Genomic DNA, 15092 nt, shown 5'->3' on the forward strand with positions numbered 1-15092 from the left:
GGCGCCCCGCTCCTTCGGGACCGGCCACCACCAGACTGCGGCCTGCCGGCGGGCTCCTCAACCGCAGGGACCGACCGACCGGGTCCGGCGGTGACGGCGGTGCGGCCGGACGGCCCCGGGGATACTCGACGGCATGGGAACCGATCTTCACGAGCTCCTGAGGTCACTGCGCGTCTGGGACCCGGAGGTCACCGAGCTGCCCCCGCTGGACCCGGCCACCGCGCCCGCCGGGCCCCTCGCCCTGTTCACCAAGTGGTTCGCCGAGGCGGTCGCCGCCGGGGAGAGGGAGCCGCACACCATGTCGCTGGCGACCGCCGGCGAGGACGGCCAGCCGGACAGCCGGATCGTGATCCTGCACGGCGCGGACGCCGACGGCTGGTCCTTCGCGTCCCACTCCGGCAGCCGCAAGGGCCGCCAACTGGCCGCCCGCCCGTACGCGGCGCTCACCTTCTACTGGCCGGTCCTGGGCCGCCAGGTCCGCCTGCGGGGCCGCGTCGCGGCGGCCCCGCGGCAGCAGTCGCAGGCCGACCTCCACGCCCGTTCGACGGGGGCCCTGGCCGCCGCGCTCACCGGCCGCCAGAGCGAGGTCGTGGGCTCCCCGGCGGAGCTGGCGCGGGCTTCCGAGGCGGCGTGGGAACAGGCCCGGCGCGAGCCGGCCGCCGAGGTCCCCACCTGGACCCTGTACCACCTGCGGCCCGAGGAGGCCGAGTTCTTCCAGGGCGACGAGCGGCGCCGGCACACCCGGCTGCGCTACCGGCGCACCGGGGACGGCTGGACCCGCGAGCTGCTCTGGCCGTGACGGGCCGCCGCGCCCGTGCCGGGCGTCAGCGGAAGTCGTGGACGGCGAAGTCGGACACCGGCCGGTACCCGATCCGCTGGTAGAGCCCGTTGCTGGTCGGGTTGGCGAGGTCGGTGAACAGCAGCACCTCCCGCACGCCCGTGCCGAGAGCGGCCCGGCTGACCTCCGCGGTGACGGCACCGGCGTACCCGCGTCCGCGCAGCCCGGCCGGCGTGTACACCGCGGACACCCGGATCTGACCGGCGGCCTCGGGTGTCGTCCCGGCCATGGCGACGGGCCTGCCGTCCGGCAGCCGCCAGAACATCACGTCGCCCCGCTCGACGCGCTGGCCCGCCCACTCGTCCGGGGCCAGGACAACCCGTTCCCCGACGGCCGCGCAGAACTCCTCGTACCAGCAGGCCAGTTGCTCCCGGTCCTGCGCACCCGCCACCCGCGCACCGCCCGGCGGGGCGGGCCGCGGAGGGGTCAACTCACCGAGCCGGTACAGCCGCAGCCGCCGGTGGAGGACTGCTTCGCCGCCGGTGTGCCGCCGCCAGGCCGCGGCGAACGCGGCGGCGGTGTCGCGCTCGGCGTTGACGCCCGGCAGGGCCCGCCCCGCCCCGGCAAGCCGCGCGGCCAGCGCGTCCGCCTCCCCGTCGGTCAGGGAGGTGAGGACGATCGGATGGGGCGGCGTCCGCAGGAAGGCCGCCCGCACACCGCCGCCCCCCGCCAGGACGCCGAACTCGGGAGCCCCGGCCCCGTAGATGTGCTCTCCGCGCAAGCGCAGGTTCTCCGTCACGGTCAGGTGCACGGTGTGCCGCGCGGGCCGTGAGCGGAGGAAGTCCCCGGCCCGGTCCAGGAACTCCTCGAGATCGCCGGTGAGGTACCAGTCGTCGGAAGGCATGCCCCATCTTCCCGCGCCGCCCGGCCGGGGCGCCGGGGGTCGTTCACCGGGCGGTACCGCGCTCCGTGTTCGCGTTCGGATCCGGCTCCGGTTTCGGGTGCGGGTCGGGCTCCGGGTCCGTGGTGAGCCGCGCGTGCAGGTGCGCGTCACGGTAGGCGTCCCGCCGGCCCGCTTCGAACAGTGCCCCGCGCAGCGTCCCCTCGTACCGGAACCCGCACCGCTCCGCGACCCGGCAGGAGATCCCGTGCCCGACGGCGTGGTCCAACTCCAGGCGGTGCAGGCCCAGTTCTCCGAACGCCCAGCGCGCGACCAGGCCGAGGGCCCGGGTGGCCACCCGCTGCCCGCGCGCCTCGGGCAGCACCCAGTAGCCGATCCGCGCGACACGGAGGGGCCGGCGGATCTCGGTGACGCCGATGTGCCCGAGGATGGTGCCGCCGGCCGCGTCCGCGATGCGGAAGGACACCCCCGTGCCGTCCGCGAGGCGGGCCGCCCGCGCCAGGAGCGCCTCACGGGCGCCGTCCGGGTCCGTGATCGGGACGATCGGGGTGTTCCACCGCTGGAACTCGGGGTCGCTGGTGCCCCGCAGGAAGGCGTCGACGTCGGCGTCGGACAGCGGGTCCCACGGGCGCAGGAGCAGCCCGTCCCCTTCCACGCGTGCCGAGAACAGGTTCCGGGAGTCGCGGGGGTCGGCGTTCACCGGGCCATTGAACACCGCGCCCTCCCGGGTCGCCCGCCGCCCCGTCACGCCGTGCGCCCGGCGGGATCGAGCCGGGGCGGACGGACCCCGCGCACGGGCCCACCGGGCGGCGGGATCCGCACCGGGCGAGGCGGCCCAGGCGGGTCCGCCCCGACGCCACCCAGGCGCCCTGAGGACACCGCCGCCCGCGCGCTCCCACGCCTCGACGCCCGCGCCCCCAAGCCTTCACGCCCCCACGTCTCACCGACGGCCGGTGCGGAGCGCGCCGGGTGACCGGGTCGTCCCTCCCGCACTCGGGCTCCGTCGACTCCGCGCACTCTTCCCACAGGCGTGATCAATCCGCAACCAATTCCGGTCTTGACCGAGACCCATCAATCGGGTGCGTGATTACGCTCGCGCTCATGGCCGACTCCACAGCGCCCCACCCGACGGCGCCCGAACCGACCGCACCCCACCCGGCGACGTCCGCCCCGGCGACGTCCGACCGCACGTCCGGCACCCCCACCGCACCGAACCGGGCCGACCGGCCCGTGTACGTCGTCGGCGGCGGACCGGGCGGGCTGGCCGCCGCCCACGCGCTGCGCGCCCGGGGGATCCGGGCCGTGGTGCTGGAGCGGTCCGACCGGGTCGGGGCCTCCTGGCGGCGTCACTACGACCGGCTGCACCTGCACACCACCCGGCGCCTGTCGGCCCTGCCGGGGCTGCCGATGCCGCGCCGGTTCGGGCGGTGGGTCTCACGCGACGACGTGGTGCGCTACCTGGAGAAGTACGCCGAGCACCACGAGTTGGAGATCGTGACGGGGGTCGAGGTCTCCCGGATCGAGCGCACGCCCGACGGCACCGGCTGGCTGCTGCGCGCCTCCGGTGGACGGGAGCTGACCGGCGGGGCGGTCGTCGTCGCGACCGGCCACAACCACACGCCCCGCGTGCCCGACTGGCCCGGCCGGGACGCCTGGACCGGCGAGTTCCTGCACGCGTCGCAGTACCGCAACGCCCAGCCGTTCGCCGGCCGTGACGTCCTCGTCGTCGGCGTGGGCAACACGGGCGCGGAGATAGCCGTCGACCTGGTGGAGGGCGGGGCGGCCCGGGTGCGGCTGTCCGTGCGCACCGCCCCGCACATCGTGCGGCGGTCGACGCTCGGCTGGGCCGCGCAGTACACGGGCGTGCTCGTCCGCCGGCTGCCCACGGGGCTGGTGGACCGGCTGGCCGGGCCGCTGGCGCGGCTCAGCGTGCCGGACCTGTCCGCACACGGGCTGCCCCGCCCGGACACCGGCCTGTACAGCAGGGTCAGGCAGGGCGCAATCCCCGTGCAGGACGTCGGCCTGATCGACGCCGTGCGCCAGGGCAGGGTGGAGGTCGTGGCCGCCGTCGACGGGTTCGAGGACGGCGCGGTCGTGCTCGCCGACGGCAGCCGCCTCACCCCGGACGCGGTCGTCGCCGCGACGGGTTACCTCCGCGGCCTGGAGGACCTGGTCGGCCACCTGGACGTCCTCGACGCCGGCGGCCGGCCGGTCGTCCACGGGGCCCGCAGCCCGCGGAACGCGCCCGGTCTGTACTTCACCGGCTTCACCAACCCGATCAGCGGCATGTTCCGTGAGATGGCGATCGACGCGGAGAGGATCGCCAGGGCCGTCGCCCGGGCGAGCGCCCGGCACGCGGACCGGCAGGTGTCCCGCCTGCCGGTCTGAGCAGGCGATCCGCGACCCGCGCCCGCGGGCGGCCGGCCCCGGGACCCGCCCCGCGCCCAGGCGCACGGGCGGTCCCGGAGTCCGGCCCACGTGCCCGGGTGGACGGGCGACTGCGGAGGTCGGCCCACGTCCTCGGGGACGGCGATCCCGGAAACCGCCCCGCGCACCCGGGGTGCGGCGGTCCCGGAAGCCGCTCAGGCGAGGGCCGGGTGCGCCACCGGCGGCCGGCGCCGGATCACCAGGGCCATCAGGGCCGCCGCCGCGCACAGCGCCCCGGAGGCGTACCAGACCACGTCGTAGCTGCCGAAGGCGTCGCGGGCGGCGCCGCCGAGGTAGGCGACGAGGGCGGCCCCGACCTGGTGCGAGGCGAGCACCCAGCCGAAGACGATCGCGCTGTCCTCGCCGTAGTGCGCCCGGCACAGGGCGAGGGTGGGCGGGACGGTCGCGACCCAGTCCAGGCCGTAGAAGACGATGAAGAAGACCATCGGCGGATGCACCGACGGGCCGAGGAGCAGGGGCAGGCACAGCAGCGACACGCCCCGCAGCGCGTAGTACACCGCGAGCAGCCGGCGCGGTTCGAAGCGGTCGGTGAACCAGCCGGAGGCGATGGTGCCGGCGACGTCGAAGACCCCGATGACCGCGAGCAGCGAGGCGGCCGCCGTGATCGGCATGCCGTGGTCGTGGGCGGCGGGCACGAAGTGGGTCTGGATCAGGCCGTTGGTGGAGGCGCCGCAGATCGCGAAGGTGCCCGCCAGCAGCCAGAACGGGCCGGTGCGCACCGCCGAGAGCAGCACGCCGACCGTCCGGCGGGCGGCGCCCGGCACCGGCTCGGGCCTGGGCACGAACTCCGTCGCCCCGTACGGCTTCACGCCCACGTCCGCCGGGTGGTCGCGCAGCAGCAGCCAGACCAGGGGGACGACGGCGAGGGCGGCCAGCGACACCGTGACCGCCGCCGGCCGCCAGCCGTGGGCCTGCACCGTCCAGGACAGGACCGGCAGGAAGACCAGCTGGCCGGAGGCGGACGCCGCGGTGAGGATGCCGCTGACCAGGCCGCGGCGCTCGGTGAACCAGCGGTTGGTGACCGTCGCGGCGAACGCCAGCGCCATCGAGCCGGCGCCGAGGCCGACCAGCAGGCCCCAGGACAGCCACAGTTGCCAGGGCGCCGTCATCCACACGGTCGCCCCGGAGCCGGCCGCGATCACGGTCAGCGCGCCCGCGACCACCCGGCGGATGCCGAAGCGGTCCATCAGCGCGGCGGCGAAGGGGGCGGTGAGCCCGTACAGCGCCAGGTTGATCGAGACGGCCCCGCCGATCGTGGCGCGTGACCAGCCGAACTCCTGGTGCAACGGGTCGATGAGGAGGCCCGGGAGGGACCGGAAGGCGGCGGCCCCGGTGATCGTCACGAAGGTGACGGCGGCGACGAACCAGGCCCGGTGCGGTGACATCGTGCGGCGCCGCCGCGGGCGCGGCGCCTGCCGGTCGCCCCGGGCGCGCTCTGCGGCTGCGGTGTCGGTTGTCTGGGTCACGCTCCCGAGCTTCCGTTCCGGAGCCCGTCCGCACGAGTGGCCCGAAAGACAGCATTCGTCAGGATCGGGCCATACGATCGGCTCATGGACACGGACCCGGGCCATCGCCCCCACCGCGTCGTCGTGCTCGCCCTCGACGGCCTGCTGCCCTTCGAACTGGGCATCCCGCACCGCGTCTTCGGACTCCCGCGGGACACCGCCGGCAGGCCGCTGTACGAGGTCGTCACCTGTTCGGTGCGGCCGCCGGGGCCCGTCCTCACCGCCGCGGACTTCACGGTCCGGGTGCCGAACGGCCCGCAGGCCCTGGCCACCGCCGACACCGTGATCGTCCCCGCGTCGTACGAGCTCGGCCCGGTCTACGAGGAGGGCGTGCTGCCCGGGGAACTGGCCGCCGCGCTCGCGCTGGTCCGGCCCGGCACGCGACTGGCCTCGATCTGCACCGGCGTGTACGTGCTGGCGGCCGCCGGGTACCTCGACGGGCGGCCCGCCACCACCCACTGGGCGGAGGCGGACCGGCTCCAGCGCATGTTCCCGCGGGTCAGGGTGGACGCGGACGTGCTGTTCGTCGACGACGGGGACGTGCTGACCTCCGCCGGCGTCGCGGCGGGCGTCGACCTGTGCCTGCACATGCTGCGCCGTGACCACGGCACCGCGGTCGCCAACGACGTGGCCCGCCGCACCGTCGTACCGCCCCACCGCGACGGCGGGCAGGCCCAGTACATCCACCGGCCCGTGCCCGATCCGCAGCAGTCCACCACGACCCGGGCGCGCGCGTGGGCGCTGGGGCGGCTGCACGAGCCGATCCAGCTGCGGGACATGGCCGCGCAGGAGTCGATGTCCGTCCGGACGTTCACCCGGCGCTTCCGGGAGGAGGCGGGTGTCAGTCCCGGCCAGTGGCTCACCCGGCAGCGGGTGGAGCGGGCCCGGCACCTGCTGGAGTCCACCGGCCTCTCCGTCGACCAGGTGGCCCGCGACGCCGGGTTCGGCACGGCCCAGTCGATGCGGCAGCACCTGCAGGCGGCGCTCGGCGTCACACCGACGGCGTACCGCCGGACCTTCCGGACCGGCGCCGGGAGCGACGATCGGGCCGGCCACCGCGGCGGCCGGCCCGACCCGGTCTGAGCGAGTCCCAGCAGATCCGTCCCGGTCTGAGTGGGTCACAGCGGGTCTGAGACGGTATGAGATGTCCTCGGCGGGTCCGAGCTGTCTTTTGGGCCGACATCGGCCGGTCTCGGCCCGTCCGGGTCGGCCCGGATGCCCCGAAAAGTTGTCCACAGCCTGTGGAGAAACGTCGCCGCACGGCGGGCGCACCCCGATGCGCGGGATCGCCGGGCGGGGAAGGGGGAAGTCCGGCTGGCGGCGCGCTCGTGCCCGCCCCGAGCACGGCACCGCGCGCCGCCATCCGGCTCCGGCGCACCGGTTCCCGCCCCCGTGACCCCGGGGAACCGGTCGGCGCCGGCATCACGACCCACACTCGTCGAGGGCTTCCGTCAACCGAGCCCTCGACGTCCCCTCGCGGCGAATCGCTGCCCCTCAGCGTGATCAGACAGCGATCGACCGTCAACACCTGCACGACGACTTGCCCGTTGTGCGCCTTTCGTCACGGGTGCGCACGGAAGCACGTCCGGCGCACGACGGTCCGGCCGGGTGGGGGTGCCGGCGCTTTCTGCCACCGTGCACCGGCCGCCGCGGCAGGCAGATCCCACGAACGGGCGGCGGCGACACGCCCGGCACGGGCCCTGCGGGGCGCCGACGGGAGACCCTGCGCCGATCCGGACGTCCTGCACGGGGCTCGGACGGTCACACCCGTGGCCCGGCACGCCGGTTCCGGACATCCTGCGCGGGGCCGTACGGGCGCCGCACCCGGGGTGGCCTCACAGCCGGGCCGGGAGCGGCCTCACAGCCGGCCGGGAGCGGGAGCGGCCTCGCCGCCGGGTCCCGGGCGGCCGTCCGGACCTGCCCGGCCCGGACCTGAGGGCTGTCCCGCAATCCCCAGGCGGGCGCACGACGACCGCTACGGCACCTCGCCGCGCTGCCGGATCGCCCGAACACACCCAGTACGAGGACGGCCCTCCGCCGTGCGATGCACCGCATCCGACGCCGCACGCCGATCCACCGCGGATCACAGGACAGCCCTCAGACGGCCTCGTACGCCAGGCCCTCGCAGGACGGCTCTCCTCCGCAGGTGGCCGGGACTGCTGCCGCGTCCCCGGTCCGGCCGCAGCGGTCCAGCTCGCACCAGATGCGTTTGCCCGCGCCCTCGGGGCTCCAGCCCCAGCGGTCGGCGAGGCCGTCGACCAGGGCGAGACCCCGGCCGCCCGTGGCGTCGTCGTCCGCGCAGCGGGGCACGGGAGCCCGCGTGCTGACGTCGGCCACCTCCAGGCGCACGGTCGCCGCCTCCGCCGCCGGACAGGGCAGGCACAGCCGCAGCACGGCCGGACAGCCGGTGTGCACCACGGCGTTGGTGACGAGTTCGGACACGAGCAGGATCAGCGTCTCGGCGAGCGGCTCGTCAGGCTGTATCCCCGACCCGGCAAGGCGCGAACGGGCCCACCTTCTGGCCCGCGCCACCTCCGCGGGGTCGGGCCGGATCTCCAGTTGGACTTGAAGCACCTGCACCTGCACCGCTCACACCATCCGAACCGGCGGATCATGACCCCGGGCCTCCCCAGCGCCACGATCGTAGCCATTTTCTGCATGGCCAGGACAAGGGCTGGAGTCATGATCACGGACCGTGACTCCCTGACATGACAGCATGGTTGACGTTCCGTCACCGCAACAAGCGCTTCGGGCATATTCCCGCGCGAAGGAGTACTCGTGCGGCATACTGTGCGACGCTCACCGCGGGATGTCGAACACGCGGGCGACGAACGCCGGCCGGCCCCGCGAACAACGGCACGCACCCCCGGGGACGGCCCCGCCCCCAGGGCGGCGCCGGACTGGTTCGAACCCGGAACCACGCGCATCCCACACAAGGTACCCGAGCGAGGCGGTGACTCCGGGACGTGACGGGTCACGCCCCGGGACACCACCCCGCATCAACGCTCCGTGATCACGTCAGGCCACGGTCCGTGACATCGTGGGCCATGGCTCACGGTTGCCGCAATCGGGCGCGGATACCGGCGCACGGCCGGCGCACGGCCGGTGAACCGTCGTCCCTCCCGATGGGACGACAGGCCGTCACCCGGCGCCCTGCGTCCGCCCTATTCGGTCACGGTGAAGTACCGGGCGAAGGCCGGGACGATCTCCGCCTCGGCCACCACGCCGTCCCCGTCCGTGTCGAGCGCGGCGGCCACCGCACGGGCGGAGTCCTCGCGGACCCCGAGCGCCCGGAGCACCCGCGCGGTGTCGTCGACGGTGGCGGACCCGTCGTCGTCGATGTCCGCCACGCTCAGGGCGGCGTGCAGGAAGGGACGGGCGATCTCGGCGAAGCGCTCCGGGTTGTCGCGCAGGCGCTTGACCGCCCCGCCCACGAACTCCTCGCGGGTGATGCGCTGGTCGCCGTCGCGGTCCGCGATCCCGGCCATGCCCTGCCAGAACGCCTCGGCGCCGGCGTAGAGGGCCTGCCCCTTGTCGGACCGGGCCGCCGTACCGAACTCCGCGAGCAGGGACCTGGCCGCCACCCCGAAGTCCGCGCGGTCGATGTAGCCGTTGCCGTCCTGGTCGAAGACGGCGAACCGGGCCGCGATCCTGCGCTCGTACTCGCTGCTGACCATGTCTTCCGGGCCGCCTTAGGTGTGTCGGGTCGTCTGGCACGGAGCGTACGACGCCAGGGGGCGCGCGGGGACGGGAACACCATGCTTGTGCCAAGACCGGGGGAATTCCTGGACAACGGTGTGGCGCGGGCCGGTGCCGCGGCACTTGCGTTTCCGTTCAGGCGGACAGCGGCTCCTCGTCCAGCGCCGCAGCGAGGTCCGGGTAGACGTCGAACAGACGGCGCACGCCGAGGGCGCCGAGGACACGGTTGACGTGCGACCCGTCGACGGCGCCGCGGGCCGGGAGAATCAGCCGCAGGCTGCCCTGGCAGGAGCGGATCAGCCGGCGGGCGGCGATGAGCACGCCGACGCCGCTGGAGTCGCAGAAGAAGACCTCGCCGAGGTCGAGGACGAGATGGTGGCGCCCCTGGGCGACCACGTCGTGCACCCGCTGGCGCAGCACCGGCGAGGTGACCAGGTCCAGTTCCCCGGCGACCCGGAGCACGACCCACTCGCCCTCTTCTTCGCCGGTCACCTTGAACGTCACGGCCTGCCCTCCGTTCGCCGGAAATGTCCCGCAACCGCCCGGAAACGGAAGCAGTTCCTACGCTTCTTTCCGCGCGGCTGCCCAGCGGCCGTTCCCCCAAACCCCTTACAGCAAACCGGTGTCACACCGGTGTCAATCAACTGAGGCCTTGTTCCAGTCACCTTCGGTCGTGTTCCATCGTGTTCCGTCATGTTCGACGGGGGTTGGTGGTAAACGGGAGGGGTGGGCGAGGCGGAACACCCGCCTCCACCAGCGGGCGCTGCCGTGTGCGCGCCCACTAGCACCTGCGGCTCGCCGGGGGGCGCACATTGGCACAAAGGGGCGTGCGCTGTCGGACGTGCCGACTACATTCGGGAAGACGACGCACGCACGCTGGACACGGGGACGGACCGAGCACAGGCAGGGCAGGACCGGACGTGGAGGGGGCCGCATGGCGGCGAAGGACGCACCGCCCCGCTGGGACCGCACGATGCAGCAGCGACTGGCCCGCGGAGAGGCTGCCGCCCTCGGCGAGCTGTACGACCGCTTCGCCTCGCTCGTGCACGGGCTCGCCCATCGGGTGCTGGGCGACGAGCGGGCCGCCGACACCGTCACCCGCGAGGTCTTCGGCCACGTCTGGGAGCACCCGGACGCCTACGACCCCCGGCAGGGCACCCTGCGCTCCTGGGTCGCCGGGCTGACCCACCGGCTCGCGGTGCAGCGGCTGCGCACCACCGAGACCGCGGCGCTGGCCCGCGGCGGCGACGGCTCCCCCGAGGAGCTGGAGCGCAAGGTCCGCCGCGCCTCGGCCGCCGCCCGCGCCGACTACATCGTCCACTCCATGCCGGCCCCGCTGCGGGCCGCCCTGGAGCTCGCCTACTTCCAGCGCCGCGACTACCGCCAGACCGCCGCCGACCTGGGGGTCACCGAGGAGGAGGCCCGCCACCGGCTGCGTCTCGGCCTGCAGTTGCTGTCCACCGCCCACGAGGCCACTCCTCCCGGCGCACCGCCCGGATACGGGGGTGCGGCATGAGCGGAACGGGACCGTTCGAGACGTACGGCCGGCACGGGACCCGTCCCGGGGACGCGCACCCCGCGGACGGGCACACCACGGAGGAGCACCCCGTGGACGAGTACCCCCGGGGCGGGCCGGCGGCGCGGCGGGCGGAGCCACCGGCGCTGGAGCATCCTGTCCTGAAGTCGCTCCTCGGGGCCTGGGCGCTGGCGGCCTGCTCCCCGGAGGAGACGACCGCCGTCGAGGAGCACCTCGGCGAGTGCGGCGGCTGCGCGGACGAGGCGCTGCGGCTGCGCGAGGCGGTCGGTCTGCTCCATCCGCCCGAGAGCCTCGACCTCGACCCGGGCCTGCGCACCCGGGTCCTGCAGAGCTGTCTGGACCGGCGGCCCCCGCGCATCCCGGTGCCCGACTGGGTGGCGCCCTACGACGCCGAGACGGCGCGCCTGGACGCACTGCTGCAGGACATAGGGGAGAGCGAGTGGCACGCGCCGGTGCGGCTGCGCTGGTTCGAGGGCGACGGCGCCGCGAGCCGCCGCACCACCGTCGCCGGGGTCGTCGCCCACCTGATGAGCGTCGACGGACTCGTCGCGGTCGCGCTGGGACTCGACGACCCGCTCGGGGACGTCACCGCCCACGCTCCGGCGCCGACGGCGCGCACCGAGGCGTGCTGGCGGGCCCCGCGGGTGGCGCGGACCCGGTCGGTGCGGACGCCGTGGCGGGAGCAGACGCACGCCCTGGTGCGGGCGGCGTCCCTGACCGGGGAGTCCTCCGCCCCTCCCGGGCGGCCGGCCGTCCCCTACGGCGACTTCGAGCTGCCCCTGTCCGACGCGATGCTCGACCGGGCCTTCGAGTGCTGGGTGCACGCGGAGGACGTCGCCGAGGCGGTGGACTACCCGTACACCCCGCCGGCCCCGCGGCACCTGCACCGGATGATCGACCTGGCGGCGCGGATGCTGCCGGCCGTCCTCGCAGGCCGCCGGCAGTCCGGGCTCGCCTCGCCCGGCCGTGTCCGGCACCTCGTCCCGGCGGGAGCGCCCGGACGCAGTCTCCGGCTGGAGATCGAGGGACTCGGCGGGGGCGAGTGGCTGATCCCGCTGGACTCCCCCGGCGCGGCGGGCTCCACGGAGTTCGAGGTGGCCCACGTGGCGCTGGACGGGGTGGAGTTCTGCCGGCTGGCGGCGGGGCACATCTCGCCGCTGGACGCCGCCGCCGGGCAGACCGGGGACCGGGAGGCGATCAGGGACGTGCTGTACGCGGCGGCGTCCCTGAGCCGCCTGTAGGAGCTGTCCGGCCGCGCGCGGTCACCATCGCGCGGCAGACGGAAGGTGTCAGACAGGCCTTGGCGACTCGTCACCGGCTTCTCACCGGCGCCTCAGGCGAACACCACCGTGCGCCGGCCGTTCAGCAGGATCCTGCGCTCGGCGTGCCACTTCACCGCGCGCGCCAGGGCCTGGCACTCCACGTCGCGGCCCACCGCCACCAGCTGGTCCGGCGTGGCGTCGTGGCCGACCCGCTCGACCTCCTGCTCGATGATCGGGCCCTCGTCGAGGTCGGCGGTGACGTAGTGCGCGGTCGCCCCGATCAGCTTCACGCCCCGCGCGTGCGCCTGGTGGTACGGCTTGGCGCCCTTGAAGCTCGGCAGGAAGGAGTGGTGGATGTTGATGATGCGGCCGCTGAGCTGCTTGCACAGGTCGTCCGAGATCACCTGCATGTAGCGGGCGAGGACGACCAGCTCGATGTTCTCCTCGCGGACGAGCTCCAGCAGCCGTGCCTCGGCCTCCGGCTTGGTGTCCCTCGAGACCGGGATGTGGTGGAAGGGGATGTCGTAGGAGGCCACCAGCTCGGCGAAGTCGGTGTGGTTGGACACCACCGCCGCGATCTCCACCGGCAGCGCTCCGATCCGGGCGCGGAAGAGCAGGTCGTTCAGGCAGTGCCCGAACTTGCTGACCATCAGCACGATCCGCATCTTCTCGTCGGCCCGGTGGATCTGCCAGCCCATCTGGAAGGAGTCGCCGATCGCCGCGAAGCTGGCGCGCAGCTTGTCCACCGTCAGCGGGGGCTCCGCCGAGAAGTGGACGCGCATGAAGAACAGTCCCGTGTCCTGGTCTCCGAACTGCTGGCTGTCCACGATGTTGCATCCGGTCATGAACAGGTAGCTGGACACGGCGTGGACGATGCCCTGCCGGTCGGCGCAGGAGAGGGTGAGGACGTACTGGTCGGCCTGGGCCGCGGGCCGCGGGGACTGCTCGCTCATGCCAGCCAGGATCTCATGTCCGCCCCGGCCCGCGGGGCGCCGTCCGCTACGCGGACCGGGTCATGATCTGCAGCACCTCGAGACTGCGCGGCGGGGCGTCCGGGTCGTCCCCGTCGCTCACCGCCATCCGCACGTGCGCGTCCCGCGCCGCCCGGACCGCCTCCGGCCAGGCCTGGTGCTCCAGGTACGCGGCCACCGGCGCGTCCGGGCCGACCTGGTGCATGATCCGCAGCACGCGCAGGACGGCCGTGTCGACGAGCGCCGCCTCCTGGGAGTCGCGGAAGATGGTGCCGACGTACTTCTCGGCGGACCAGCTGTCCAGCCAGGTGTCCTCCACGAGGCGGTACACGGCGTCGGTGACGTCGCCGTACCCCTCCACGCCGGTGAGCCAGACGTCCCGCTGGAAGGGCTGGTCGGAGAGCATGTGCAGCGCCGAGCGCACGTTGCTGCGCCAGCGCCACCACGGCATGTCGTTGACGGGCATACCGCCCATGGTGGAGGAGCGACGGCCGCGACGGGAAGAGTTCTCCGAACCTTGCACGGTCAACGATCGTACGTTCCCCGTCGCCCCGGCCTCACCGGCCCCCGTAATTCACCTGGGCGTCACCGTCCGTTGAGCAAAGGTCACTCTTGGGTTAGTGATGTGACGGAATCGTGCGTGCCCATGACCGGCAGGCAGCACGAGCGCAGCACGTTCCTCCCCGCCTCCCCCCGGCCCGCCAGACGACGGTCCGCACTGGGCGCCGGCGCCCTGGTGGCCTGTGCCTCGCTGGCGGCCGGCTGCGGGCTCGTCCCCGGTGCCACGGGGGGCGCCGGGGACGGGCCCGTCACCGTGATGACCTGGGCCCCGGAGGACGCCCGGGCCACCAACAAGCCCGGCATGCCCGCCATGGCCCGGGCCTACGCCCGCTGGATCAACTCCCACGGGGGCGTCGACGGCCGCGAGCTCAGGGTGCTGACCTGCAACGAGAAGAACGACAGCGTGTCCGCGGCGAAGTGCGCCCGGCGGGCGGTCAAGGAGAACGTGGTCGCCGTCGTCGGTTCCTACAGCCAGTACAGCGACTCCTTCTTCCCCCCGCTGGAGGGCGCGGGCATCCCCTACGTCGGCGGCTACGGCGCGACCACCGCCGAGTTCACCCGGGCGCTGTCCTACCCCGTCAACGGCGGCCAGCCGGTGCTGCTGGCCGGTCTCGGCAAGGAGCTGGCGTCCGACTGCGGCCCGGTGGCCCTCGTCCGGCCGGACACCATCGCCGGCGACGAGCTGCCCGGCCTGCTCGACGCGGGTCTGGAGTCCGGCGGCCACGCGCCCGCGCACGACCAGCGCGCGGCGGAGGACGCCACCGAGTACTCCGGCCAGGCCGACCGGGCGCTCGAGCGGGCGACCGCCACCCCGGGAAGGAAGGGCTGCGTGATCCCCGCGCTCGGCGACCGCACGGGCATCTTCATGGACTCCTTCCGGCGCGCCCGCGAGGACCATCCCGCGGTGCGCACCGCGACCGTGCTCGGCAGTGTCGACCAGACCGTGATCGACGCCAGCGGCGGGAGGACGGGACCGTACGAGGGGGCGTACATCACCGGCTGGTATCCGGTGGCCGGCGACCCGCGCTGGGACGCGATGAAGAAGGTGATCAACGAGGAGGCCTTCGGCGACAACCGCATCGACCCGGCGGACGCCGGCGTGCAGACCACGTGGATCGCCTACACGGTGCTCCGGGCGGTCCTGGAGCGGATCGGCGACGGGGACGTGACCGCCGACAGTGTGCGCCGCACGCTCGACGACGGGCTCACGGTGCGGACCGGCGGTCTGACCCCGCCGCTGCGCTGGCGCTCCCGGGACCTGTTCGCCGCGGTCGGCCTGCCCCGCCTGGTCAACGCCGACGTCACCCTGCAAGTGGTACGGCAGGGGCGGCTGGTGTCGGCGACGGAGGGCTTCGTCGACATGGCGAAGCCGCTGGAGAACGCGGACGTGGACTGAGACGGCCCCGCGGCCCCGGGCGGCCCCGCCCCGC

Annotated in this window: 14 protein-coding genes; 6 read left to right on the forward strand and 8 right to left on the reverse strand. The window is 74.5% G+C overall.

The window, feature by feature from the left end:
- Window positions 1-133: 133 nt before the first annotated feature.
- On the forward strand, window positions 134-799 hold the full coding sequence (locus ACWDNY_RS09490; protein ID WP_451645144.1) for a pyridoxine/pyridoxamine 5'-phosphate oxidase: 666 nt from the start codon (window positions 134-136) through the stop codon (window positions 797-799).
- Between the two features lie 25 nt (window positions 800-824).
- Here ACWDNY_RS09490 and ACWDNY_RS09495 read toward each other — a convergent pair whose 3' ends face one another.
- Window positions 825-1682 (reverse strand): GNAT family N-acetyltransferase, encoded by an 858-nt coding sequence (locus tag ACWDNY_RS09495; protein ID WP_451645145.1) that lies wholly within the window; start codon window positions 1680-1682, stop codon window positions 825-827.
- Window positions 1683-1725: 43 nt separating this feature from the next.
- Window positions 1726-2379 (reverse strand): GNAT family N-acetyltransferase, encoded by a 654-nt coding sequence (locus tag ACWDNY_RS09500; RefSeq protein ID WP_451645146.1) that lies wholly within the window; start codon window positions 2377-2379, stop codon window positions 1726-1728.
- Between the two features lie 401 nt (window positions 2380-2780).
- Between ACWDNY_RS09500 and ACWDNY_RS09505 the strand changes: the two genes are divergently transcribed.
- Window positions 2781-4067 (forward strand): flavin-containing monooxygenase, encoded by a 1287-nt coding sequence (locus tag ACWDNY_RS09505; RefSeq protein WP_451645147.1) that lies wholly within the window; start codon window positions 2781-2783, stop codon window positions 4065-4067.
- A gap of 194 nt (window positions 4068-4261) precedes the next feature.
- Here the strand turns inward: ACWDNY_RS09505 and ACWDNY_RS09510 are convergent, their stop codons facing one another.
- Complete coding sequence (locus tag ACWDNY_RS09510; RefSeq protein WP_451645148.1) at window positions 4262-5593, reverse strand: MFS transporter; 1332 nt, start codon at window positions 5591-5593, stop codon at window positions 4262-4264.
- A gap of 84 nt (window positions 5594-5677) precedes the next feature.
- Between ACWDNY_RS09510 and ACWDNY_RS09515 the strand changes: the two genes are divergently transcribed.
- Window positions 5678-6715, forward strand: coding sequence for a GlxA family transcriptional regulator (locus tag ACWDNY_RS09515; RefSeq protein ID WP_451645149.1), 1038 nt, complete (start codon window positions 5678-5680; stop codon window positions 6713-6715).
- A 1014-nt stretch (window positions 6716-7729) separates the two neighbouring features.
- Here the strand turns inward: ACWDNY_RS09515 and ACWDNY_RS09520 are convergent.
- The 3 genes from ACWDNY_RS09520 to ACWDNY_RS09530 all read right to left on the reverse strand — a co-directional run bounded on the left by ACWDNY_RS09520 (window position 7730) and on the right by ACWDNY_RS09530 (window position 9835).
- Complete coding sequence (locus ACWDNY_RS09520; protein WP_451645180.1) at window positions 7730-8212, reverse strand: ATP-binding protein; 483 nt, start codon at window positions 8210-8212, stop codon at window positions 7730-7732.
- A gap of 584 nt (window positions 8213-8796) precedes the next feature.
- Window positions 8797-9309, reverse strand: a complete 513-nt coding sequence (locus tag ACWDNY_RS09525) for an EF-hand domain-containing protein (RefSeq protein ID WP_451645150.1) — start codon at window positions 9307-9309, stop codon at window positions 8797-8799.
- Between the two features lie 157 nt (window positions 9310-9466).
- Window positions 9467-9835, reverse strand: a complete 369-nt coding sequence (locus ACWDNY_RS09530) for an STAS domain-containing protein (protein WP_451645151.1) — start codon at window positions 9833-9835, stop codon at window positions 9467-9469.
- A gap of 430 nt (window positions 9836-10265) precedes the next feature.
- Between ACWDNY_RS09530 and ACWDNY_RS09535 the strand changes: the two genes are divergently transcribed.
- Window positions 10266-10847: a sigma-70 family RNA polymerase sigma factor gene (locus ACWDNY_RS09535; RefSeq protein ID WP_451645152.1), complete on the forward strand. Its 582-nt coding sequence runs from the start codon at window positions 10266-10268 to the stop codon at window positions 10845-10847.
- Window positions 10844-12109, forward strand: a complete 1266-nt coding sequence (locus tag ACWDNY_RS09540) for a maleylpyruvate isomerase N-terminal domain-containing protein (RefSeq protein WP_451645153.1) — start codon at window positions 10844-10846, stop codon at window positions 12107-12109. Before ACWDNY_RS09535 ends, ACWDNY_RS09540 begins: the two co-directional genes overlap by 4 nt.
- 92 nt (window positions 12110-12201) lie before the next feature.
- On the opposite strand, the gene purU is transcribed toward ACWDNY_RS09540, so the two are convergent.
- Together purU and ACWDNY_RS09550 are read right to left on the reverse strand one after the other, a co-directional pair.
- The gene (gene purU, locus ACWDNY_RS09545) at window positions 12202-13083 is read right to left on the reverse strand and encodes a formyltetrahydrofolate deformylase (protein WP_451645154.1); all 882 of its coding nucleotides are present in this window, start codon (window positions 13081-13083) and stop codon (window positions 12202-12204) included.
- A gap of 46 nt (window positions 13084-13129) precedes the next feature.
- Window positions 13130-13630, reverse strand: a complete 501-nt coding sequence (locus tag ACWDNY_RS09550; protein WP_451645155.1) for an SCO4402 family protein — start codon at window positions 13628-13630, stop codon at window positions 13130-13132.
- 117 nt (window positions 13631-13747) lie between these two features.
- Between ACWDNY_RS09550 and ACWDNY_RS09555 the strand changes: the two genes are divergently transcribed.
- The gene (locus ACWDNY_RS09555; RefSeq protein ID WP_451645156.1) at window positions 13748-15058 is read left to right on the forward strand and encodes an ABC transporter substrate-binding protein; all 1311 of its coding nucleotides are present in this window, start codon (window positions 13748-13750) and stop codon (window positions 15056-15058) included.
- The last annotated feature ends 34 nt before the right edge of the window (window positions 15059-15092 follow it).

Source organism: Streptomyces sp. NPDC003697 (genome assembly GCF_053587115.1).

Bases quoted from the DNA above. Each gene is read 5' to 3' on its own strand.
- ACWDNY_RS09555 (WP_451645156.1), top strand. From the start codon at position 13,748: ATGACCGGCAGGCAGCACGAGCGCAGCACGTTCCTCCCCGCCTCCCCC.
- ACWDNY_RS09505 (WP_451645147.1), top strand. From the start codon at position 2,781: ATGGCCGACTCCACAGCGCCCCACCCGACGGCGCCCGAACCGACCGCA.
- ACWDNY_RS09490 (WP_451645144.1), top strand. From the start codon at position 134: ATGGGAACCGATCTTCACGAGCTCCTGAGGTCACTGCGCGTCTGGGAC.
- ACWDNY_RS09540 (WP_451645153.1), top strand. From the start codon at position 10,844: ATGAGCGGAACGGGACCGTTCGAGACGTACGGCCGGCACGGGACCCGT.
- ACWDNY_RS09495 (WP_451645145.1), bottom strand. From the start codon at position 1,682: ATGCCTTCCGACGACTGGTACCTCACCGGCGATCTCGAGGAGTTCCTG.
- ACWDNY_RS09525 (WP_451645150.1), bottom strand. From the start codon at position 9,309: ATGGTCAGCAGCGAGTACGAGCGCAGGATCGCGGCCCGGTTCGCCGTC.
- purU (WP_451645154.1), bottom strand. From the start codon at position 13,083: ATGAGCGAGCAGTCCCCGCGGCCCGCGGCCCAGGCCGACCAGTACGTC.
- ACWDNY_RS09515 (WP_451645149.1), top strand. From the start codon at position 5,678: ATGGACACGGACCCGGGCCATCGCCCCCACCGCGTCGTCGTGCTCGCC.
- ACWDNY_RS09535 (WP_451645152.1), top strand. From the start codon at position 10,266: ATGGCGGCGAAGGACGCACCGCCCCGCTGGGACCGCACGATGCAGCAG.